Annotated in this window: 23 protein-coding genes and 1 tRNA gene; 7 read left to right on the top strand and 17 right to left on the bottom strand. The window is 54.3% G+C overall.

The features are described 5' to 3' along the window. Nucleotides 1–6: 6 nt before the first annotated feature. Together aroC and fabI are read right to left on the bottom strand one after the other, a co-directional pair. Nucleotides 7–1,077: a chorismate synthase gene (gene aroC, locus ACP7IZ_RS00715; RefSeq protein WP_426847453.1), complete on the bottom strand. Its 1,071-nt coding sequence runs from the start codon at nucleotides 1,075–1,077 to the stop codon at nucleotides 7–9. Between the two features lie 9 nt (nucleotides 1,078–1,086). After that, the gene (fabI, locus tag ACP7IZ_RS00720) at nucleotides 1,087–1,926 is read right to left on the bottom strand and encodes an enoyl-ACP reductase FabI (RefSeq protein WP_003623523.1); all 840 of its coding nucleotides are present in this window, start codon (nucleotides 1,924–1,926) and stop codon (nucleotides 1,087–1,089) included. Nucleotides 1,927–2,113: 187 nt separating this feature from the next. On the opposite strand from fabI, the gene pdxH reads away from it, so the two are divergent. Then, complete coding sequence (pdxH, locus tag ACP7IZ_RS00725) at nucleotides 2,114–2,752, top strand: pyridoxamine 5'-phosphate oxidase (protein WP_035351439.1); 639 nt, start codon at nucleotides 2,114–2,116, stop codon at nucleotides 2,750–2,752. Nucleotides 2,753–2,805: 53 nt separating this feature from the next. Next, on the top strand, nucleotides 2,806–3,684 hold the full coding sequence (locus ACP7IZ_RS00730; RefSeq protein ID WP_426847454.1) for a universal stress protein: 879 nt from the start codon (nucleotides 2,806–2,808) through the stop codon (nucleotides 3,682–3,684). A 59-nt stretch (nucleotides 3,685–3,743) separates the two neighbouring features. Here ACP7IZ_RS00730 and ACP7IZ_RS00735 read toward each other — a convergent pair whose 3' ends face one another. The 8 genes from ACP7IZ_RS00735 to ACP7IZ_RS00770 are packed head-to-tail and all read right to left on the bottom strand — an operon-like array spanning nucleotide 3,744 to nucleotide 11,599. Then, nucleotides 3,744–4,538 (bottom strand): MBL fold metallo-hydrolase, encoded by a 795-nt coding sequence (locus ACP7IZ_RS00735; protein ID WP_426847455.1) that lies wholly within the window; start codon nucleotides 4,536–4,538, stop codon nucleotides 3,744–3,746. 31 nt (nucleotides 4,539–4,569) lie between these two features. Then, nucleotides 4,570–5,382, bottom strand: a complete 813-nt coding sequence (locus ACP7IZ_RS00740) for a TatD family hydrolase (protein ID WP_426847456.1) — start codon at nucleotides 5,380–5,382, stop codon at nucleotides 4,570–4,572. Then, on the bottom strand, nucleotides 5,382–6,920 hold the full coding sequence (gene metG, locus ACP7IZ_RS00745; protein WP_426847457.1) for a methionine--tRNA ligase: 1,539 nt from the start codon (nucleotides 6,918–6,920) through the stop codon (nucleotides 5,382–5,384). The genes ACP7IZ_RS00740 and metG overlap by 1 nt, the downstream gene beginning before the upstream one ends. Next, the gene (locus tag ACP7IZ_RS00750) at nucleotides 6,917–7,861 is read right to left on the bottom strand and encodes a DNA polymerase III subunit delta' (RefSeq protein WP_426847458.1); all 945 of its coding nucleotides are present in this window, start codon (nucleotides 7,859–7,861) and stop codon (nucleotides 6,917–6,919) included. Before ACP7IZ_RS00750 ends, metG begins: the two co-directional genes overlap by 4 nt. A gap of 4 nt (nucleotides 7,862–7,865) precedes the next feature. Next, the gene (tmk, locus tag ACP7IZ_RS00755; protein ID WP_426847459.1) at nucleotides 7,866–8,510 is read right to left on the bottom strand and encodes a dTMP kinase; all 645 of its coding nucleotides are present in this window, start codon (nucleotides 8,508–8,510) and stop codon (nucleotides 7,866–7,868) included. 3 nt (nucleotides 8,511–8,513) lie between these two features. After that, nucleotides 8,514–9,734 (bottom strand): D-alanyl-D-alanine carboxypeptidase family protein, encoded by a 1,221-nt coding sequence (locus ACP7IZ_RS00760; RefSeq protein ID WP_006115218.1) that lies wholly within the window; start codon nucleotides 9,732–9,734, stop codon nucleotides 8,514–8,516. A 6-nt stretch (nucleotides 9,735–9,740) separates the two neighbouring features. After that, nucleotides 9,741–10,607: an RlpA-like double-psi beta-barrel domain-containing protein gene (locus tag ACP7IZ_RS00765; protein ID WP_426847460.1), complete on the bottom strand. Its 867-nt coding sequence runs from the start codon at nucleotides 10,605–10,607 to the stop codon at nucleotides 9,741–9,743. Continuing rightward, nucleotides 10,604–11,599 (bottom strand): lytic murein transglycosylase, encoded by a 996-nt coding sequence (locus ACP7IZ_RS00770; RefSeq protein WP_426847461.1) that lies wholly within the window; start codon nucleotides 11,597–11,599, stop codon nucleotides 10,604–10,606. The genes ACP7IZ_RS00765 and ACP7IZ_RS00770 overlap by 4 nt, the downstream gene beginning before the upstream one ends. 228 nt (nucleotides 11,600–11,827) lie before the next feature. Here ACP7IZ_RS00770 and ACP7IZ_RS00775 point away from each other — a divergent pair, with 228 nt between their 5' ends. Beyond that, entirely contained in the window at nucleotides 11,828–12,394 is a 567-nt protein-coding gene (locus tag ACP7IZ_RS00775) for a DedA family protein (RefSeq protein ID WP_414144629.1), read from the top strand. Further along, the gene (locus ACP7IZ_RS00780) at nucleotides 12,391–13,455 is read left to right on the top strand and encodes a D-alanine--D-alanine ligase (RefSeq protein WP_426847462.1); all 1,065 of its coding nucleotides are present in this window, start codon (nucleotides 12,391–12,393) and stop codon (nucleotides 13,453–13,455) included. Before ACP7IZ_RS00775 ends, ACP7IZ_RS00780 begins: the two co-directional genes overlap by 4 nt. 1 nt (nucleotide 13,456) lies before the next feature. On the opposite strand, the gene ACP7IZ_RS00785 is transcribed toward ACP7IZ_RS00780, so the two are convergent. Together ACP7IZ_RS00785 and ACP7IZ_RS00790 are read right to left on the bottom strand one after the other, a co-directional pair. Further along, the gene (locus tag ACP7IZ_RS00785; protein WP_426847463.1) at nucleotides 13,457–14,983 is read right to left on the bottom strand and encodes an amino acid permease; all 1,527 of its coding nucleotides are present in this window, start codon (nucleotides 14,981–14,983) and stop codon (nucleotides 13,457–13,459) included. Between the two features lie 15 nt (nucleotides 14,984–14,998). Next, nucleotides 14,999–15,847, bottom strand: coding sequence for an undecaprenyl-diphosphate phosphatase (locus ACP7IZ_RS00790; protein ID WP_426847464.1), 849 nt, complete (start codon nucleotides 15,845–15,847; stop codon nucleotides 14,999–15,001). Nucleotides 15,848–15,906: 59 nt separating this feature from the next. Here ACP7IZ_RS00790 and ACP7IZ_RS00795 point away from each other — a divergent pair, with 59 nt between their 5' ends. Both ACP7IZ_RS00795 and ACP7IZ_RS00800 read left to right on the top strand, forming a co-directional pair. Next, nucleotides 15,907–16,428 carry an MlaD family protein gene (locus tag ACP7IZ_RS00795; protein WP_426847465.1) on the top strand — a complete coding sequence of 174 codons (522 nt, stop codon included), beginning with the start codon at nucleotides 15,907–15,909 and terminating at the stop codon, nucleotides 16,426–16,428. Between the two features lie 99 nt (nucleotides 16,429–16,527). Next, a tRNA-Met gene (locus ACP7IZ_RS00800) sits at nucleotides 16,528–16,602 on the top strand. 176 nt (nucleotides 16,603–16,778) lie between these two features. Here the strand turns inward: ACP7IZ_RS00800 and ACP7IZ_RS00805 are convergent. Further along, entirely contained in the window at nucleotides 16,779–17,210 is a 432-nt protein-coding gene (locus ACP7IZ_RS00805) for a DUF4167 domain-containing protein (RefSeq protein WP_426847466.1), read from the bottom strand. A 258-nt stretch (nucleotides 17,211–17,468) separates the two neighbouring features. Beyond that, on the bottom strand, nucleotides 17,469–18,347 hold the full coding sequence (gene prmC / locus ACP7IZ_RS00810; RefSeq protein ID WP_426847467.1) for a peptide chain release factor N(5)-glutamine methyltransferase: 879 nt from the start codon (nucleotides 18,345–18,347) through the stop codon (nucleotides 17,469–17,471). 37 nt (nucleotides 18,348–18,384) lie between these two features. Between prmC and ACP7IZ_RS00815 the strand changes: the two genes are divergently transcribed. After that, on the top strand, nucleotides 18,385–18,849 hold the full coding sequence (locus ACP7IZ_RS00815) for a hypothetical protein (RefSeq protein ID WP_063353957.1): 465 nt from the start codon (nucleotides 18,385–18,387) through the stop codon (nucleotides 18,847–18,849). Here the strand turns inward: ACP7IZ_RS00815 and prfA are convergent. The 3 genes from prfA to ispG form a co-directional block, all read right to left on the bottom strand. Further along, nucleotides 18,846–19,904 (bottom strand): peptide chain release factor 1, encoded by a 1,059-nt coding sequence (prfA, locus tag ACP7IZ_RS00820; RefSeq protein WP_426847468.1) that lies wholly within the window; start codon nucleotides 19,902–19,904, stop codon nucleotides 18,846–18,848. The genes ACP7IZ_RS00815 and prfA overlap by 4 nt on opposite strands. Next, entirely contained in the window at nucleotides 19,901–21,151 is a 1,251-nt protein-coding gene (hisS, locus tag ACP7IZ_RS00825) for a histidine--tRNA ligase (protein ID WP_426847469.1), read from the bottom strand. Before hisS ends, prfA begins: the two co-directional genes overlap by 4 nt. Before the next feature lie 126 nt (nucleotides 21,152–21,277). Further along, entirely contained in the window at nucleotides 21,278–22,438 is a 1,161-nt protein-coding gene (gene ispG / locus ACP7IZ_RS00830; RefSeq protein ID WP_003623480.1) for a flavodoxin-dependent (E)-4-hydroxy-3-methylbut-2-enyl-diphosphate synthase, read from the bottom strand. Nucleotides 22,439–22,539 lie beyond the last annotated feature (101 nt).

The raw sequence follows: 22,539 nt of genomic DNA on the forward strand, positions 1-22,539 counted from the left end.
GGCTTTTTAGCCCACCTGTGCCCGATGGCGCATCAGGTGGTCTGCCAATACGCAGGCCATCATGGCTTCCCCCACAGGCACGGCACGAATACCCACGCATGGATCATGCCGCCCTTTGGTGATCACTTCCGTTTCCTTGCCATCGGTGGTGATGGAAGGAACAGGCGTGAGCATGGAGCTGGTGGGCTTAACAGCAAAACGCGCCACAATGGGCTGACCGCTGGAAATACCCCCCAAAATACCGCCTGCGTGGTTGGCACCAAAAGTCAGCTTGCCATCTCGCATATATAATGGGTCTGCATTTTCCTGCCCGGTGAGGGATGCCGAAGCAAAGCCATCACCAATTTCTACACCTTTTACGGCGTTAATGCTCATAAGAGCAGCAGCCAGATCTGAATCCAGCTTGCCATAAACAGGGGCCCCCAAACCGGCAGGCACGCCTTCGGCTACAACTTCAATTACGGCACCAATAGAAGAACCCGCCTTACGAATGCCCGCAAGATATTCTTCCCACTCCGCCACCACACCGGCATCTGGGCAGAAAAAAGGGTTACGGTTTACCTCTTCCCAATCCCACCGCGTGCGGTCGATATCATGTGGGCCAAGCTGCACCAAAGCCGCACGAATACGCACGCCTTCGCCCAGAATCTTACGCGCCACAGCACCAGCCGCCACACGGCAAGCCGTTTCACGCGCAGAGGAACGGCCGCCCCCTCGATAATCACGAATGCCGTATTTAAGATCATACGTCAGATCAGCATGGCCGGGGCGATATGTGCGGGCAATATCACCATAATCGCGCGAGCGCTGATCTGTGTTTTCGATCATCAAAGAGATAGGCGTGCCTGTTGTCTGCCCTTCGAACACGCCAGACAGAATACGCACCTGATCCGGCTCTTTACGCTGTGTGGTAAAGGCGGATTGCCCCGGCTTACGCTTATCCAAAAACGGCTGAATATCCGCTTCTGTTAACGCCAGACGTGGCGGGCACCCATCCACAACACAGCCAATGGCTGGGCCGTGGCTTTCACCCCATGTGGTCACACGAAAAAGCTGTCCGAAGGTATTGTAAGACACGGTGCGCCCTCAGTCCCCAGCTACAGAAATATCAGGGGCAGTTGGGTTTTTCATGCCCACAACATGGTAACCGCAATCCACATGGTGCACTTCACCCGTTACGCCGGATGAAAGATCAGACACCATATACAGGCCAGCGCCACCCACTTCTTCCAACGCCACATTGCGTTCCAGCGGAGAGTTGTACTGGTTCCACTTCAGAATGTAGCGGAAATCCCCAATTCCATTGGCAGCAAGGGTTTTGATCGGGCCGGCAGAAATGGCGTTCACACGGATACCATCACGCCCCAGATCTGTTGCCATATAACGCACCGAGGCTTCCAGCGCAGCTTTTGCAATACCCATAACGTTATAATGCGGCATTACACGTTCTGCACCCAGATAGCTCAGGGTAAGCAAAGAGCCACCATTTTTCATCAGCTTGGAGGCGCGCTGCGCAACAGCCGTAAAGGAATAGCAGGAAATATCCAGCGCCTTCAAAAACGCTTCACGCGGGGTATCAACATACCGCCCACGCAGGAACTGCTTATCTGCCCAGCCAATGGCGTGCACCACAAAGTCCAGTTCACCCCATTCTTTTTCAATGGTGGCAAAAGCAGCATCAATGGCGGCATCATCTGTCACATCGCAGGGCAGAACCAGGCTGGAGCCTACGCTTTCTGCCAGAGGCTGCACGCGCTTGCCCAGAGCTTCGCCCTGATACGTAAATGCAAGCTCCCCACCCTGTGCCGCAACGGCGGAGGCAATGCCCCATGCAATGGAACGATCATTAGCGACACCCATTACCAGACCCTTCTTGCCCTTCATGAGCGTTCCCTGAGCAGGCAATGTGGCGTTGGGAGAAGACATGCGTGACCTCAACCTATTTCTGTTGTTCAAATATCCGAATGTTAGCTGGTTGGTCGCATACACGCGCTATTGAAACAAGAGCAAAGCGACACGCATGCTTCAAACCCGGTGAACGTAGGAGTATGATAACAGGCACAAAGCTGCAATGCCGTAGCTTTAGGTAAACGAACACGAATTGAGTCCGAGCATGACGGAAACCTCACCTTCTCCCGCGGCCCTCCCATTAGACAGTCAGCCTTTGATTGATCTGACAGCCAACCCGTTTACGCTGTTTGAGACATGGATGAAGGAGGCGGAAAAGACAGAGGTGAACGACCCCAACGCCATGGTGCTGGCCACCGCTACGCGAGATGGCAGGCCATCGGCCCGCATTGTGCTGTTAAAAGGGGCAGACCATCGGGGGTTTGTTTTTTATACCAACATGCACAGCCGCAAAGGGCGTGAGCTGGAAGAAAACCCGCACGTCGCCCTGTTGTTCCATTGGAAAAGCCAGCGCCGCCAGATTCGGATTGAAGGGGCCGTTACCCCCGTAACGCCGGAAGAAGCCGATGCGTATTTTGCGAGTCGGAGCCGTGTTTCCCGCCTTGGCGCCGTGGCCTCGGATCAATCCCGCCCGTTGGCAAACCGCGCCATATTTGAAGAGCGCCTCAAGCAGGTGGAAGAAACATACCCGCAAGACCCAATCCCTCGCCCGGCCAACTGGTCTGGCTATCGGGTAAACCCAGAATATTTTGAGTTCTGGCAGGAACGGCGCTTCCGCTTGCATGATCGCGCCGTATGGGCACGCAATGGAAACGATTGGGATGTCACGCGTTTATATCCGTAAGCGCACAGCCACTTGAAACACATTATTTTAAAAGACAGCGGAGAAAAATAAGAATGAAAGACGTTCGTAAAATTCTGCTGCCGCTTCCCAGCACATCTAATGCTGAAGCCGCACTTATCCGAGGCTACAACTTTGCCCGCCGCTTTGGCGCGCATTTGGCTGTACTGCACATTCGCCCAGATGGGCGGGAAATGGCGCCACTGGCTGGTGAAGGCCTTTCCGGCGCCATGGTGGAAGACCTGATGCGCTCTGCCGAGCATGAAGGCGCACGCCATGCGCATGAAGTGCATGCTCTGTTTGAACGCTTTGTGGCCGCGCATCCAGATATTCAGGTTGTGCCCCCACGCGGCCCCTTCCCTATGGATGCACCAACAATCAGCTTCAACATCATGCGTGGCGCAGAAAGTGAAATTGTGCCTGCACAGGCTCGCTTGTCTGACTTTACACTCGTGCCGCACCCGGATTCCGGTGATGCTGTCTCATCTTCCGAAACCCTGCATGCCGTTCTGTTTGATAGCGGACGCCCAGTGGTAATTGCCCCGCGCACGCCGCCCAAAGGGCTTATTAAACGCGTTTGCATTGCCTGGAATGGCACGGCAGAAGCCTCATCCGCGCTGCGCGGTGCTCTGGCATGGGCGCTTACAGCAGATGCTGTGCGCGTGCTGCATTGTGGAGATTATCAGCGCCGTGGCCCCACTGCGCGGGACGTCGTGGATTATCTGGCCATCCACGGCATTACGGCTGATTGTGTGGAATTCCCGCCCGTGGACCGCGATGTGGGCAAAGGGCTGGAAGCCGCGTGTAAGGACTTTGATGCCGACATGCTGGCAATGGGCGCTTACTCCCATTCTCGTCTGCGCCAGCTTATTTTGGGCGGTGTAACCCGTTATACGCTGGAACATGCAGACATTACGGTGCTGATGAGCCGCTAAGGCCCAAACACAAAACAGAGGGTTTGCTTACACTGGCAAGCCCTCTGGTGCCTTTTATTTCAGGGATCAGCCACTTCAAACACAGCGCCATCCCATGCGGGCTCTATACCTGCGGGAAGATGATCCTGCATCCACTGCCAATCCATATCCGGGCCCATATGGGTGAGTATCATGCGGCGTGGATTAAAAGATTGCTGCCATTCCAACACCCGCTCCAACCAAGCATGTGCACTATGAGGCTGCCGTTGGAAGCAATCCACCATCCACGTATCCACCCCACGCAGAATGTCTAGAGATGCTTCGGGAAACTCCATAACATCCGTGCTGTAAACAAAGCCGCCACAACGCACGCCTGTTGACCCAACACGCCCGTGTACCTGATCGAACAAGGTAAATTCCGTGCCGCTTATGGTAATCGGTTGCCCCATTTCTACCGGGTGCGCCTGCACCACAGCACGGAAGAAGTTTGGGGGTGTCCACGGTTTGAACACATAATCAAACCGCCGCTGAATATCTTCCAGCGTTTCCGCTGCACCGTAAGCATGTAGTGGCTTTTGAATTACGCGGTTAATGGCGCGCACTTCATCCAGCCCGGAAATATGGTCCGCATGGGCATGGGTAAAGATAATGGACTGAAAATCCTTAATGCCATTTGCCAGAAGCTGGGCGCGCAAATCTGGCCCCGTATCCACCAATACGCCAGCACCGTTTTTTAACCGCAGCAAAATGGAAGAACGAGTGCGGGTATTCCGAGGCTCCTTCGGGTTACACGCGCCCCAGATTCCATGGCCATCGGCCCCGCCCACCATAGGCACACCGGCGGACCCACCACACCCCAGAACTGTAACTTTCATACCCGCTTACTCCGCTTTTTCTCGGCAACCATCACACGGCTTTGCGGAATAACCGGTAAAAATTTTCTGTGGTCATACGGGTGAAATCAGGCAGTTCCATGCCACGTTCCTGCGCAATCCGGGCTGCCGTGTGCGCCACAAAAGCAGGCTGATTACGCTTACCCCGCTTTGGCACAGGCGCGAGATAGGGAGAATCCGTTTCCACCACAATGCGGTCTACCGGAATATCCCGCGCAACAGCCCGTATCTCATCGCATTTCGGGAATGTGGCGATGCCGGAAAAACTAACATATCCGCCCAGATTGACCACGCGCTGCGCCAGTTCTGGGCCAGAGGCAAAACAATGCAACAAAATGGGAAAAGCCCCTTTTGCATGTTCTTCCTCTAAAATACTGGCCACATCCTCATCTGCCTGACGAGCATGGATGATAACCGGCACATCCAGTTCCCGCGCTGCGCGAATATGCTGGCGAAAATACTCATGCTGGAGCGGGCGCACATCTTCCTTGCCGTGGAAGTAATCCAGCCCGGTTTCACCAATGCCTATCACTTCGGGCACATCTGCAATGGCCACAATATCCGCAACGGTAGGAAGAGGTTCTTCCTCCACATGGTCCGGATGCGTGCCAACGGTGCACCATACGCGCATGTCTGGTGTATCCAACTTGGCCAGCGCCTTTTGTTCTGGCGCACGGGCCAAGCGGGTACCAATAGTGACCATACCGCCCAAGCCCGCATCCTTAGCGGCCTCAAGCAGTTCTGGCATTTCCTCGGCTGAGAAATGATCAAGATGGCAGTGAGAATCTATCAGCCCTGCCAGCTTTGTACTGTCCTCTGTCATCATTATGCCTGTTCTGGCTCAACATAACGGGGGAAAATGCCCTGTGGCGCCGGAAGCTGACGCCCACCGGGCAATGGTGTTTCCAGCGCGGCAAAGCTGCGTTCTTCTGCCGTAACAGCAAGCTGGTCCAACATGCGTTCCATGCTCTGCGGCATGAACGGCTGGAGCATGGTGGCAATACCGCGCAGGGCATCTACCAACACACGCAGCACGTCCTTCATGCGTTCTGGGTCTGTTTTGCGCAGCGCCCACGGGGCCTGATGGTCAATATACGCGTTGCAGGCGCGGATCACCTTCCACACATCTTCCAGCGCATCTGTAAGCGCACACCGCTCGATCTGAGATTTCAGCAGATCGGGCAGCACCATCACCTGCCCTAGCAGATGGGTATCTTCTTCTGTCAGCGTACGGCGTTCTGGCAGAACACCGCCGCAGTTACGCGCTACAAGGGAAAGCGTACGCTGGGCCAGATTGCCCAGATCATTCGCCAATTCCACATTATTGCGCATAATCAGCGCCTTGCGAGAAAGATCACTATCCCCGCCAAAAGGCACTTCGCGCAGCAGGAAGAAGCGCACAGCATCCAGCCCGAATTCTTTAACCAGATCACGCGGGTCCACCACATTGCCCAGAGATTTGCTCATCTTCTGGCCTTCAATGGTCCACCAGCCGTTGGCAAACACCTTGCGTGGCAGCTCAATACCAGCAGCCATAAGGAAGGCAGGCCAATAAACGGCATGGAAGCGTGCAATATCCTTGCCAACCAGATGCAGATTGGCAGGCCAGAACGCCATACGCGGGGCAGAGGTATCCGGATAGCCCAGCGCGCTCAGGTAATTGGCGAGTGCATCAAACCACACATACATAACGTGCTTATCATCACCCGGAACAGGAATGCCCCACTTAAAGCTGGTACGGCTGATGGAAAGATCGCGCAGGCCCTGCTTAACAAAGCTTACAATCTCATTCCGCGCACCATGAGGGCCCAGAAAATCCGGATTACTTTCATACAGCTCCAACAGCCGATCCTGATATTCAGACAGCTTGAAGAAGTAAGAGGGTTCCTTCACCCATTCTACCGGTGCGCCTGTGGGAGCAACTTTTTTGCCATCTGGGCCGGGCACCAGTTCATCTTCACCGTAGAAGCATTCATCACGCAGAGCATACCAGCCCTCATACGCGCCCAGATAAATGGCCCCGTTATCCGCCACTTTTTTCCACAATGCCTGCGTGCTGGTAATATGGCGCGGCTCTGTCGTGCGGATGAAATCATCATACGAGATGTTCATGGCATCGGCCATGTTGCGGAAATCGGCAGAAACCTTATCCGCAAAGCTTTTGGCATCTGTGCCATTGGCCTGCGCAGCCTGCTCTACCTTCTGGCCGTGCTCATCCGTGCCTGTCAGAAAGAAGACCTCATCCCCTGCCAGACGATGAAAGCGGGCCATCACATCCGCAGCAATAGACGTGTAAGCGTGGCCGATATGGGGCGCTCCGTTCACGTAATAGATGGGCGTAGTTACATAGAAACGACGGGTCATTCTCGGCTCGCAATCGTCATAGCTTCAAGCAGGGCTTCCTGTTTATCCAGATTAAAGCGTTCCGTCTCGGCGTGCTTGCGCATGGTGGCTTCCCACGCGTTGGCCAGGGCCACACATTGCGGGTTTCCCTGCCGCGCCGCCTGACGGGCTTGCATCTGGAGTGTGTCTGATAACAGGCTGAAAAACAGACTGAAACCATAATCCCTGCGTAAAATGGTTTCTGCAACCTCATAGCTGCGTAATGGCGTAATGCCCTGCACCACTTCGTGCACAAGGCCGGCAATTTCACCACCCTTATCTGCCAGCAACGCCAGAGCACGCCCCGGCGCGCCGTGGGCTTCTGCCATAACGCGCTGTATTTCTGTATCCGAAGCTTCCGGAGCCTGCGTATGCAGCACGGCAGACATATCTGCCGCATCCAGCGGTGCAAGTTCCAGTTTACGGCATCGGCTACGAATAGTGGGCAAAAGCCGCCCTGGAGCGGAACAGGTTAACAACAATACCGTAGCTGGCGGTGGTTCTTCCAGAATTTTCAGCACAGCATTGGCTGCGCTACGGTTCATCCATTCCGCGCCATCTACAATGACAACACGCCACCCACCTTCTGCCGCCGTGCGCCGCAAAAAGGAGTTAATGGGCCGCACATCATCCGCTACAATCTCGCTGCGGTATTTCTGGCGTTTTTCATCAAACCCGCGGGCAACCACCAGCAAATCTGCATGCGTGGCGGCAGAAACACGCCGCCCAGCGGGGCTAAGTTCATCCTCTCCGCCCAGCAATATACGCGCCAGCCGGAACGCAAACGTGGCCTTACCAATACCCGGTGGGCCTGTAATCAACCATGCATGGGGCAAGCGCCCACCCTGCATGGCCTGCCGAAATGCCTGCAACGCAGCCTGATGCCCCCGCAACTGCAAAGATGCCAGACGTGGTTCCTGCACGTTCTCAGCCCTCGGCATGGGCCAGACGGGTCTGGATATCTTTCAGAATCTGAGCGTTTACCTGCTCTGCTGAATGAACGGAGGTATCCACCACAACCACCCGCTGCGGCTCTGCCTTGGCAATATGCGCAAACCCATCTGCCAAACGCGCATGAAAATCCTCATCCGCCTGCTCATACCTGTCTGTTGGCGCACCACGCGCAGCCAGACGTTGGCGGGAAACGGCGCGTGGCGCTTGCAACAGAAAGGTTATATCTGGCTGCAAACCGAGTTGCTTTTGCAGAGTTGCAATCAGGCTTAAAAGAGCCGGATCACCATTGGCGCGCCCATATCCCTGATACGCCAAGGTGGAATCGGTAAAGCGATCACACAGCACAATCTGCCCAGCCTTGAGAGCGGGCAGAATAACCTGATCAACATGATCATACCGTGCGGCAAAATGTGTCAGAATTTCCGCCCGGGCAGAAAGCGGATTTTTACCAAACAACAAAAGCTGGCGCAGATCTTCCGCACCAGCAGAACCGCCCGGTTCACGCGTGGCCAGAACCTTCTGGCCTTGCGCTTCCAGCTTTTCCTTCAAAAGCCGCAGCTGGGTGGATTTTCCCACCCCTTCTGCGCCTTCCAGCGTTATAAACATGCCACAAGCCATGAATCAGAGGTGCAGCCGACGTGCAGCCCGCCCCAAAAAGCTGAGTGCAGGCACGCTCTGCCCGGCTTGCACCGGAATACTGGCCTGCCGCCCACCGGGCAAAGACACTGTAAGTTGGCCTACAACCTGCCCGGCCTGCACAGGCGCAATAATCGGGCCATTGTAGTCCAGCGCCAGATGTGTGCCGTTACGCCAGCCATGTGGCAGCAGAATCTTGAAATCCTGCGCAGCCACCAGCGGCACTGTCTGGGTTACACCCATCCATACAGGAGCCTGTTCCAGCACATCGCCTTTGCTGACAATTTGCGCGGTTTCAAAATTGGCGAAAGCCCAGCCCATCAGACGTTCAGCTTCCCGCCCACGTGCTGCGGATGAAGGCAGCCCGTTCACAGCCAGCACAACACGCCGCCCTTCGCGCTCGGAAGAAGCGCACAGGCCAAACCCACCTGCATCTGTGTGGCCGGTTTTTAAGCCATCGGCCAAACCTTTAACCACCAGAGAGTTCCGGTTTTCCTGCCTGATTTTGTTAAACAGAAACTCTTTTTCCGAGAAGAAATGATAATATTCCGGAAAATCATGAATCAAACGCAGCGCCAGATAGGCTACATCTCGCGCAGACATGTAATGGTTTTCTGCTGGCCAGCCGGTTGCGTTCATGAAGTGCGAGTTGGTGAGCCCCAGTTTGGTGGCTGTGTCGTTCATCAACGCAACAAACTGTTCTTCCGAGCCGGAAATGCCTTCTGCAATCACAATACAGGCATCGTTACCGGACTGGATCACCATGCCCTGAATAAGATCCTGCACACTTACGCTTTGCCCCAAGGGCACAAACATGCGTGAACCCTGCATGCGCCATGCGCGTTCACTTACAGGCAGCATCTGATCCAGCTTCAGGCGGCCAGATTTGAGCATGCCAAATGTAACGTACGCCGTCATCATCTTGGTAAGGGATGATGGGGGCATGCGCTCATCTGCATTTTTCTCAAGCAGTGTGGCACCGCTATTGTAATCCAGAATGCAGGCCCAGCGTGCCTGTGTATCCACCGGCCCCACGGGCGTAGTGGCGGGTGTATCCGCCCCCGGCACAGCAGGCTGGGCCGCCGCAGGTGTTGCACCTTTGGCCGCCGCGCCGTGGTGGCGAGGCCGTGCCATGGCATCAAGCGCATAGGCACCAGAGAAAAGGGCAGCGCCCCCTGCGAGTAAGAACCGTCGAGTCTGCAACATTTTTCCCTATTCGACGACGATATGAGATCCGGTTAAACCAGTAGCAAGTGCTCGCTTAAGGGCGGCATCTGCTTCGCTTATAGTCGTAAAAGGCCCGTAGCGCACAGCCCACATTGTGCTATGCCCCAAAAACACAGGCCGAACGCTGGCACCTTGTGCCGCCGCCTGCCGCATGGCGGCCAAGCGAGATGTAAAATCCATGGTTTCCACCCACAGCATGCTGGACACAGGCGCGCCCTGCATAACAGTGGCTGGCAGATCTGCCAGCACCACCTTGCCCGGCGCAGGCGTTTCCTGCGTGGTGTTATCTGCCAGAACTGTAAGGCCCTGCCTATCAACTGCCGCGTTACCTAATGCCGTTTGCTGCACTTTTTCCAGCGGGGCTGCACTAATCTGCAACATGGGGCCACCGGGCAGCACTTCGGCAAACTGCCTGCTGGCCATTTCATCTTCCACTACCTGCACACGTGCAGGCTCCTTGCCCACACCCAGCAAATCTGCAGCACGCGGGGAAAGACCGATCATACGCCCCGGATCATTCGGGCCACGATCATTCAAGCGGATCACAATTTGCCGCCCGTTATCCAGATTGGTCACCCGCACCACGGCAGGTAGCTGCAAGGTCTGATGGCTGCCTGTCATGCTGGCGGCGCGCCAGACCTCACCATCTGCTGTCAGGTGGCCTTCTGCCTGTGGGGGTTCCCTTACAGCCAAGCCCGTGCCTTGCCACGCAAAGTCTTCCCGCGGGTAAAACCACTTGTTGCCTGCCTGCCATGCCGGCCCAACTGTATAATGCAGATCCTGCTGTGCCACAGGCTGCTGGCGCGAACAGGCCAGCACCGCCAGGCACCCTACAAGGGCGAGTTTTTTCACGTTATTGCATCACCAAGAAGCCCTACACCCAGCGCGTAGAAATCGGAGGGGTTGTAGCGGCGGATCACGTTGAAATTATGATAGACGATAAAGGCTTCGCCCCCCACCCCATCTGGGCGGATAATAGCGCCTTCCTGCACAGCGCTGGAAAACTGCCCTGCACGTGGCCGCACGCCCTGCTGCGCCCACCATGAAATAGGGTGCACAGCCGTACGGCCAATTTGTGCCTGCGTTATGGTATCAGGCAGTAAGACTTCCTCTCCCCAAGGCTGTCCGGGCAACCAATGGCACTTGGCCAAATAATTGGCGATAGAGGCAAAAACATCGGCTTCATTATGCCAGATATCGCGCCGCCCACCTTCCGGGTAGCTGGCTGCGTAACGCAGATAGGCGCTTGGCATAAACTGCGGCTGCCCCATAGCACCTGCATAGCTGCCCAGCATACCTGCGGGCGTGATGTCTCCTTGGCCCAGAATGCTTAGCGCCTTCATCAATTCTGAGCGGAAGAAAGCCGAACGTCTACCATCGTAAGCCAGAGTCGCTAAAGCATCGATCACATGGAATGTGCCCATGCGTGTGCCGTAAGCAGATTCCAGCCCCCAGATACCCGCAATAGCACCTTTATTAACGCCATATGTGGAACTGATACGGTTGAGTAGCGCTGTACGTTGGCCAACAGCAGCAAGCCCATCGGAAATTTTCTTTTCCGTCAGAACCCGATCTTTATATTGCGCCCATGTCAGGGTGAATTCTGGCTGATGCCGGTCTGCCTTAAGCACTTTGGCATTCGGTTGGGTGGTAAGAGCCAGCGCCTGATCCACCACAGAAGCAGAAATACCCTGCCCTATGGCCTCTCGCCGCACGCCGGCCAGAAAGGTGGCATAACTGGAAGATGCAGCAGGATGCGGAGGAGTAGCCGCAGTTGTGCGGGCCAATACAGGTGTGGCGAACAGAGCAGAAGCCCCACCAACAAGAAGTTTTCTTCGTAGCATTAAGGCTTCACGCTTCTGATCTGTGTAACATTCAATGTCATAGAATATAGTGGAATAAGGCCTTTGTCAGGTCATCTTCTTTATTCCTTATTTTTGGTTACGAACACGCAGCTCCATACCGGCCTCCACCCCTTGACAATACTGTCACAAAAGAGCCTGTTGGAGCCCTGCTCACACTCTTAAAACCTTCAAGACCGTGCTGTTCTGGCCGGAGAGAGATTACCTTCTTTGCTGGATCAGTTTCTGGAACTTACCGCCGCTTACCCTCTTGCGCAGGTTATTATTGTTATTCTGGCCACGTTTGTGCTGGAAGATGCCGCCACGGTTATTACGGCCATTCAGGTTAACCTTCACACTCTTTCCCCCATTACAGCACTTGTTGCGTTGTATATTGGCATTGTAACGGGCGATGTAGGGCTTTACGGGTTGGGCTACCTGGCAGCACGCTGGAAACCTGCCCAAAGGTGGGTGAACACATCACAGATGGAAAACCAAAAAGTCTGGCTTTCCAAAAACCTGTTCTGGGTTGTATTTGTCAGCCGCTTTATTCCGGGCACCCGGTTGCCGCTTTACACGGCAAGCGGTTTTTTTAACGCGGGCTTGCCTATATTTACTGCCGCCACATTTCTGGCCACGCTTATCTGGACAACTGCGCTTTTTGCGCTTTCGCTCCATGTTGGTGGGTTTATTCTGGATCATCTTGGCGCTTGGCGCTGGGCTGGCTTGGCTGGGTTTGTGCTGGTTATTTTCTTTATGGGCCGTTTGATTGCCCGAGCACAGAAACAGAAGACATGACACAGGCCGAAAAACAGCCTTCTCCTCTTTCCCTTTTTGAATTCTGGCCTGGTTGGGTTTTTTACACGCCCGTTGTGGCGTACTGGATTCTGCTTGGCATACGCTATGGGGATGTCACCCTACCCACAGCCGCCAACCCGCGTATTGAAACAGGCGGCCTATGCGGTGAAAGCAAAAGCAGCATTCTGGATATGGCAGGCAATTATGCCAAACGCTGGATTGCTCCTTACGTAACACTACCAACCGGCACGCATGATCTTGCCCGCGCCCACGCAGCCATGCAGGCCAAAGGGCTCACGCTGCCCGTAGTGGTTAAGCCCGATATTGGATGTAATGGCACCGGTGTAAAACTGGTGCGCACGGAAGAGGAGCTGAAAGCAGCCCTTGCCTCCTTCCCGCGCAAGATCCGGCTGGTGATACAAAAACTCATTACATGGAAGCACGAAGCCGGGCTGTTTTATATTCGTCATCCTGACAGCCCTATGGGGGAAATTTCATCCCTCACTTACAAGGATATTCCGGCCCTGCGCGGAAATGGACGCGATACCGTGCTGCAACTGCTGCAAAAAGATAGCCGCACCAGCAAAGTGCTACACATCTACACACCACGCCTAACCCACTGCCTGCACGAAGTTTTGCCAGATGGTGATGAACTGGAACTGGTATTTGCAGGCAACCATTGCAAAGGGGCCATTTTCCGCAACGGTAAGGCAGACATTACGCCGGAACTCACCCGCCAGATTGACGCCATCATGCAGGATATTCCCGATTTTCACTTCGGGCGTATTGATGTGAAATTCCGCTCTGCCGAAGCACTGCGTGAAGGCAAGGATTTTGAAATTATCGAAATCAACGGCGTAGGTTCAGAAGCTATCCACATTTGGGATTCTCGCACAACGCTGCGCGAAGCCTATGCAGCCCAGTTTCACCATTACCGGGAAAGTTTCCGTATTGGCGCCAAAAAGAAGAAGGCTGGCTGGTCCCCCACCAATTTGTGGGAAGGTGTGCGCCTCTGGCAGCGCCAGAAGCGGCTTTTGGCATCCTACCCGTTGAACGACTGACTTATTTGGCTTTTTCGCGCTGTTCCCGCCCCAGGCGGGAATGGACGTGACCATAAAACCGATAGCTGGCCCACCCTATACCGGCATAAGTGAGCAGAAGCAGCAGAGGTATGGGGTCCCCTTTGTACAGGGCCAACATCATATCCACGCAAAGCGGCGCCACCATAACCGCGCAAAAGAAAATCCCTAAAAGCGGCACATAGCCCAGCCAGATACCGCGCACGGTAAAGCCGCCCCACGGCACACTAAAGCGACGCGGAATTTCGGTGGCCTTATTGCGCACCCAGATAACGGTAAAACACACAATGCCAAACGCTACAGCTGTGCCAAGGCTAACCAGATCACCAATAATATCAATCGGCAACGTGGCAGTTGCCAGCGCTACGCCAAGCCCCAGCACAATGCTGCCGATCCACGGTGTTTGAAAGCGCGGATGCAGCTTGCTGAACATCGGCATCAGCAAGCCATCTTCCGCCATGGCGAAAAAGATGCGGCTTTGGGCATATAACAGCCCCATCAGCACAGAACACAGGCCAATAACGGCCCCTAGCTTTACAAACAAAGCCAGCCACGGCTGATGCATGGCGTTAACGGCTATTGCCAGCGGGTCTGCCACATCCAGCGTCTGCCACGGCACCACACCAATCAATACGGCAGCCACAATCATGTACACAACCGTGCAGATGATGAGCGAAAGCACGATACCAACAGGCACATCCCGCCGAGGGTTTTGGGCCTCTCCCGCTGCGGTGGAAACAGCCTCAAACCCTACATATGCAAAAAATATAACCGATGCTGCGCGGAAAATACCGGGGAAGCCAAAACGGAAGCCTCCTTCATACTTCGGGATAAAGGGAGACCAGTAAGATGGATGCACCTCCCACACGCCCAGCGCCACAAAGAGCGCCAGAACGCCCACTTTGAGAAAAACAATGAGCGCATTGATTTTGAAGGATTCCCGCACGCCCAAAACCAGCAGCAAAGAAACGGCCAGAATAGAGAAAGCGCCCACCGCATCCATCCGCCACCCCGCGGCAACATGGCGGGATGCCCCTTCAAACGCAACTTGCAGCGTAGTGGTGGACAGCGCCGATGGCACATGCACGCCAAAATCTTGCAAAAGGCTGACCGCATAGCCTGAAAAACCGGCAGCCACACCTGCGCAGGAAATGCCGTATTCCAGCAAAAGCAGCCACCCAACAGCCCACGCCCAACGCTCCCCCATGGAAACATAGGCATACGTATAGGCAGAGCCTGAAACCGGCATGGAAGATGCCAGCTCACCATAAGAAAGGGCTGTAAAAAGGCAGGCAACCCCCGCCACAATAAAGGACAAAAGGATGGACGGCCCCGCATAGTTGGCGGCTGCCGTGCCTGTCATAACATAAATGCCCGCGCCAATAGTGGAGCCCACGCCCAGCATGGTAAGCTGCAAAGGCCCCAGTGTTCTGCTTAGGCGTTGGTTACTGTTTTCCTTTTCAATGCGCTGTAAGGACTTGCGCCGCGGCGAACCAGAAAGATCTCCCATCAGACTATTTCTGGATCAGTGCATAAAATGGAACAGAATGGTCGCAATACCGCCTACGCCCATGCAGTACCAAGCGAAGGGAGAAAGCGCCCATCTGTCATGATCACGGAAATACCGCATCAGAAAAGCGGTGCTGAACAATGCTGTCAGGCCAGATACAAGAGCTGCCACCATGGCAATGCGCATCTGCCCCGGCTGTAGCTCCAGATGCCGCATTTTGAAGGCTTCACGCACCGTGGCGGCCAAGATAACGGGTTGCGCCATCAAAAAGGAAAAGCGTGCTGCCGTATCATGGTGCAGCCCCCGCAACAGACCACCACAAATGGTTGCACCAGAGCGAGAAAGCCCAGGAAAGAATGCAAGGCACTGGAACAGGCCAATAATAACCGCATCGCGCGATGTCATGCTGGCAACAGAATTAACGTTTTTCCGCACCACACTGCTGCGCAGCCGTTCTACCACCAGCAAAAGCAAACCATTTAAAAACAAGAAAATGGCAGCGGATGAAGCTGAACCAAACAAATTGCGCAAGAAGTGCTCAAACAGGCCACCCACCACAACAGCGGGAATGGTGGCTACAATTAGCAGCCACAGAATATGCAGGCTTTCCATTTGCATGCGCTGGCCGCAACTGCCACTGGCCCCTTTGAATATGGCCAGCCAGTCTTTCCAGAAGAAAACCAGCAGCGCCACAGAAGTACCCAGATGCAGCATAACCAGAAACGGCAGAAATGCCGGGTCATGCGGATCGTACGACCAATGGAACAACGCCGGAAGGATAACAGCATGTCCAAGGCTACTTACGGGAAAGAGTTCTGTTGCTCCCTGAAGAAGAGCGATAATGATAGCCTGAAGAAACGACATATGCAGTTACAACCCACGCTGGCACAACTTTGCTGCCTGTCCTTGCACCATGCGCCACCATGCTGCAAGGATTCATGCTAATCTTGTGCCACAACATTATTATTCGGGATGAAAACACACCTATGAGCAGGCAAAACCGTGCAGGCGCATGTCTTTTTAGCGGAGCAGTTCTGGCAGCCACGCTGGGTTTTGCTTTTTATGCGCATGGCACTCAAAAATCTCCGGGCACAAATAACTATGCTCTCTCTGCCCGCTTTGTCTCGGCCAACGGGCTGGAACGTGGCGCAGATGTAGATATTGCCGGGGTAAAAGTAGGCCGTGTTTCATCCATTATACTGGACCCAGCCACTCAGATGGCTTTTGTGCACTTTACACTGGATGGCGCACTGCATTTACCACAGGACAGCACGCTCACAATCAGCAGCGCCACGCTTTCATCTGAAAATGCTTTGATGATTGAACCCGGCACATCCTCCACCATAGCACCGCCCAATGGCATGCTGACACATACGCTGGAGCCCACAAGCCTTGAGCAACAGGTTAGCAATTACATTTTTGGCGCCGGAAATCTGGGGCAGTAAGCCCTTATATTCTCTTATCTGATTATTTTTATAACAAAATACGCCAAACCGGGTTGACGGCATCCCGGAGAATCAGGTAGATCAGCGCCATCACATGATGGCGGCGTAGCTCAGTGGTAGAGCAGGGGAATCATAATCCCTTGGTCGGAGGTTCAAATCCTTCCGCCGCTACCAATTCCCTTAAAAATCAGCACACTAAACCCAACACACCAAGCCAAGAGCTTGCAGTGTTATTTTTGCGTTGCGCGCGTTTTATGGCTGCCTGAACACCTTACAAGCAAACACAATCTATACCCCGCCTACCCCGCCTCCAGATATCAGAAGCAGGGCAGCAAGGGATCTGAAGATTATTAGCCTTCGGAAAGTTCAGGCTGAGGTTCGGATTCTTCCCGCACATCAGGCTGAGGGGCATTTTCCTGCCGGTCTTCGCCATCTTCATTTGTCTGCGCAACGGCACGCTGCTGGCGGGCGGCAAGGCGTTCGGCACGCTCTTGCTGGCTTTGCTGCGCAGCCTGCGCCATGGCGTTCATGATACGGAAGTAATGTTCGGCATGCTGGAAGTAACCTTCCGCTGCCACGCGGTCTCCGCTGCCTGTGGAATCACGGCCAAGCTGGAGATATTTTTCAAAAAGCTGCTGGGCTGTGCCACGTACGCGCACATCCGGGCCATGACTATCAAAAACATGATTCCTGTTCATCGGAATCTGTCCATTCAGTTGTCGGGAACTCCCATTGCTCCCGTTGGAACGATGGTGTCTTGTCCGCATCCGTTTTACGTTCATGGGTTTATCACAGCGCTTTCCTGTTCAGGGCACTTTGGCATAAAGAAACAGTCCTGTATTAAAAAGGTATGCTTCCTGAGTGAAGGCCGAATTGTTTTTTCGGAATGGGCTTTATGTAAGGCAACACATAACTTGTTGCCAAATGAAAGGCCCCCTTGCTGCTTTAATTTCTGATGCAGTGATTTTAGGTTTTTACATCTGCTACAGAAGCAAGCTTGGGTAGTGTAGCAACCCAAGCCTATAAAGCCAAGTTATTTTTCACGCCTGTTTTTCTAGCACCACAGCGCGGGCAATACCTGCCAGATCTGCTTTTACATCTACCACGCGCAAGGCATTGGTGGCTGCCAAGGCGCGTAAAGCCTCTTCCTGCCCTATGCCAATTTCCAGCACAGCCAACCCGCCATCTGCCAACAAAAATGGCAGACGCCCGCAAAGATAGCGGTACGCGTTTAACCCATCACTCCCACCATCCAGTGCGCGCACAGGCTCATGCTCGCGCACTTCCCGCATAAGGTCTGCCAGATCTGAACTCGGAATATAGGGAGGGTTGCTCAGCACCACATCAAACCGCGCACTTGGAGCCAAAGCGGCATCCCACTCCGCCGCTATAAACAATGCGTGATCCTGCATGCCACAACGCTGGGCATTAGCATGCGCCAACATGGCGGCTTGTGGGTTGATATCCACCCCTACCCCACGCGCGTTGGGGTATTCCGCCAAAGCAGCCAGCAGCAAACAGCCTGTACCAGTACCTAAATCCAGAATATTCTGCACGGATGCCTGATCCGGTCGATATTCCAGAAGGCTTGTAATAAGTGTTTCTGTATCTCCGCGCGGCACCAAACTTGCTGGAGATACTGCTAAATCCAAGCTCCAAAACCCTTTACTGCCTGTAATATAGGCAAAAGGTTCATGTGCAGCGCGGCGTTTTACGTAAGAAAAAAAGGGCTCACTGGGCACATTCTCTGTTGGAGAGCGGGCTAGCAGTTGCTCTGGCGTAAGGGAAAGCGCATGAATAAGTAGTAATCGCGCTTCCCGCCGCGGGCCTTCAATACCGGCCTGCGCCAGAAGTTGTGTACCCTCACGCAACAGTTGCGCTATTGGCTGGCAGGGAATTGTTTTTTCTGCTGTACTCACACGCGCAACCTTGATGGATTGATCTGGTTAGACATCAATGCCCCAATTTTTCCGCCGTATCCAGAATACAACTTTTTGCCTGCTTGGCCTTATGGCCGCATTACCCCTTTCTTACGCCTATGCGGGCGAATTTACAGTAACGGACGGCAAGGCAGATACGGAAATTTCTGAAGTTTCACGCATCTATCTGGATGGCAAACTTGTAAGCGTGATCCGGCTGGATGATAAAAATCAGGAAAAAACGGTTAAAGTCACCACCCCTATGGGGCGGTTAGACCACACCTATACCTTATGCGGTGAAATCACCATCCGTTCCCCCGAAGGACGGGTAGAAACCCATGAGGTGGATAGTGATGGCACGCTCCACAACCCCGATGGGCACCATTTTTACGCCTTGGGGTCTGATAACTTCACTGAATTCTTTCTAACAGATCCAAACGCGCCAGAAGCAGCAGAGCATCACCCCGGCCGTTCTGGCGTGTGTGCGGCACCTATCAGTTAAAAACCTTCAGCCGCCAGCAAAGCCGCCTGTTCTTCCTGCGTAAGGGCATCCACAAACTCATCCAGTTCCCCCAACATGACACGATCAATTTTATAGAGTGTCAGGTTGATACGATGGTCCGTGACACGCCCCTGCGGGAAGTTATAGGTGCGAATACGCTCTGATCTATCCCCCGTACCCACCTGAGAGCGCCTATCTGCCGCACGGTTGGCATGGGCCTGCGCTCTTTCACGCTCATACAAACGTGCACGCAGGATTTTCATGGCCTTGGCACGGTTTTTATGCTGGCTTTTTTCTTCCTGCATAGAAACCACAATACCGCTGGGCATATGTGTAAGACGCACGGCGCTTTCTGTCTTATTCACGTGCTGCCCACCAGCGCCAGAGGCTCGAAACACATCTACCCTCAGGTCTGTTTCGTTAACCTCTACATCCACATCTTCGGCTTCTGGCAGCACAGCCACCGTAACTGTGGAGGTATGGATACGGCCCTGGCTTTCCGTAGCGGGCACGCGCTGCACCCGATGCACACCGGATTCATACTTCAACCGCGCAAACACGCCTTTGCCGTTAATTTCGGCAATGCCTTCGCGCAGGCCGCCTAGCTCGCTTTCGTCATAATCCATAACGGTAAAGCGCCAGCCGTTTAGGTCGGCATAGCGGCGGTACATGTCAAACAGTTCGGCAGCAAACAGAGCGGCTTCATCACCCCCGGCCGCAGGCCGCACTTCCAGAATAGCACTGCGGGCATCTGCCACATCTTTTGGCAACAAAGACAGACGCACATCTTTTTGCAGCTGTGGAAGTTGCTCACGCAGCTCAGTCAGCTCTGCTTCTGCCAGTTCCTTCATTTCTGGATCTGCTAGAAGCTGCTCAGCTTGCCGGATACCGTCTTCCACCCCGCGCAGGGCGTTGATACGCGCCACAACGGGTTCGATTTCAGCATATTCCCGTGATGCCTGCGTAAAGGCCTCACCATTCAGCCCGCTTGCCAGTTGCGCTTCCAACTCCAGAGCGCGGCTGACAATCTGGTCTAACCGTTCGTCAAACTTCATGCTGCAAATACGTCTTGCGCTTTGGAAAGCAACGTATCACGAGAGACTTCCTGTTCGGCCCCTGTTTCCATATTTTTCACACGGAACAGACCCTTGGCCAGTTCATCTTCCCCAAGGAAAAGCACATGACTGGCGTTCTGCTTACCTGCGCGTTCCATACGCTTACGCAGCGAACCCTTGTAGCCAATTTCTGTTCTTACACCCTGCCCGCGCAACCCCTGCAAAATCTGCACAACTGCGCTTTCATCAGGCGCGCCAACAGGCACCAACACAACAGAGCGCGGCGCCGCAGGCACTTGTTCCAGCAGCATAGATAGGCGCTCAATACCCGCAGCCCAGCCAATAGCTGGCACTTCTGGCCCACCCATCTGTTTTACCAAACCATCATACCGGCCACCGGCCAGCACTGTGCCCTGAGAACCCAGACGGTTGGTGACGAACTCAAACGTAGTGTGGTTGTAGTAATCCAGCCCACGCACAATGCTGGGGTTTACGGTGTAGGCAATGCCGAACACATCCAGCTTATTGCGCAAATCATCCCAAAACGTGCGGGCTTCCGGCGTTAGAAACTCTGCCATCATGGGGGCATCAGCCACCAGAACCTTATCGCCTGCATCCTTGCTATCCAGAATACGCAGCGGGTTCTTTTCCAAACGGGTGAGACTGTCTTCTGACAGTTTATCCTTATGGGCCGAAAAATACGCCACCAAAGCATCACGCCATGCATCACGGCTGGCAGCATCACCCAGCGTATTCAGTTCCAGCGTCACGTAATCTGCAATGCCCAACGCCTTGAGCACTTCGTACCCCATGGCAATGGCTTCTGCATCTGCCAAAGGTTCGGCTGCCCCCAGAAGCTCTGCACCAATTTGGTGAAACTGGCGATACCGCCCTTTCTGGGGCCGTTCATGCCGGAACATGGGGCCTGCATAAAATACTTTCTGCGGCAGAGACTGCGTAAGCGCATTGGTAACCAAGGCCCGGCAAATGGCTGCCGTACCTTCTGGCCGCAATGTTAGGCTTTCACCATCCCGATCACTAAAGGAATACATTTCTTTGGAAACAACATCGGACGTATCCCCCAAAGAGCGGGAGAAAACCCGTGTATCTTCAAAAATCGGGGTTGCCCATTCATCAAACCCGTAAACACCTGCAATCCGACGCGCTGTGTCTACCACATGTGTATGGCGGCGCTGGTCTTCTCCAATAAGGTCGTGCGTTCCTCTTACGGGCTGAATGCTGCTCACGAATACATATTCCCACACCACGGCACCCGTCACCTTGGCTGGCGTGGTGTTTTTTGCTGTTTAAAAATGGCACGTCTGCCCCTGCCCGCGCCTTTTGGCGCAAAGCAGAGGAAGAAAGTTGAATGCTTAGTTGGCAGATGCCATGTCTGGCAGTTCCTGCGCTTTACCTTCCTGCTTTTCCTTGGCTTCTTCTGCCTGAATAGCAGCAACGCGCTCTTCTACCAGTTCCACAACATGTTCGATCATGTCTGCCGCAGGCACGGTATGATCCTGCTTGCCACCGGCATACACCATGTGGCGGCCAGAACCACCGCCGGTTACGCCCAGATCGGTCAGCAGGGCTTCACCCGGGCCGTTCACCACGCACCCAATAATGGACAGGGTAAGCGGGGTTTTAATATGTGCCAGCCGGTCTTCCAGCGTTTGCACTGTTTCTACCACGTTAAAGCCCTGACGTGCGCAGGATGGGCAGGAAATAATCTTAACGCCACGGTGGCGCAGGCCGAGGGACTTAAGAATATCCCAACCCACCAACACTTCTTCTTCCGGCGCAGCGGAAAGAGAAACGCGCATGGTATCACCCACACCGGCCCACAGCAGATTGCCCAGACCAATGGAGGATTTTACGGTGCCAGCACGCTTGCTGCCTGCTTCTGTAATACCAATGTGCAGCGGGTAATCACAAGCATCTGCCAGTTGCTGATACGCGGCCACAGCCATGAACACATCCGAGGCTTTCACGCTGATCTTGAATTCACGGAAATCATGATCTTCCAGAATTTTAGCGTGTTCCAGAGCGCTTTCCACCAGCGCATCTGGGTTAGGCTCACCATATTTTTCAAGCAGATGCTTTTCCAGTGATCCGGCGTTCACACCAATACGGATGGAACAGCCGTAATCCTTGGCGGCCTTAACCACTTCACGCACACGTTCGGCGCTGCCGATGTTGCCAGGGTTGATACGCAGGCAGGCAGCGCCAGCCTTTGCGGCTTCAATAGCGCGTTTGTAGTGGAAGTGAATATCGGCCACGATAGGCACGTTCACTTCCTTTACAATTTCTTCCAGCGCCTTGGTGCTTTCCTCATCGGGGCAGGACACACGCACAATATCCACACCCGCCATTTCTGCACGGCGAATCTGCTCGATTGTTGCCTGTGCATCAGTCGTGAGGGTGTTGGTCATGGTCTGGACGGAAATCGGCGCATCACCACCGACGGCTACCTTGCCGACATGGATCTGCCGAGATTTCCGACGCTCGATATGCTGGTAAGGCCGGTAGCCGCTCATTTTACATCCTTTTGTCGAAAACGACAGTTGAGGGAAGCTGCCGTGTTCGGCCACACGGCGTTCTCCATTGCGTTTGGTGTTTTCCTGCCAAAATCAGGGCC

The organism is Acetobacter sp. AAB5 (assembly GCF_050106715.1).
In the GTDB taxonomy this organism is placed as follows: domain Bacteria; phylum Pseudomonadota; class Alphaproteobacteria; order Acetobacterales; family Acetobacteraceae; genus Acetobacter; species Acetobacter oryzifermentans.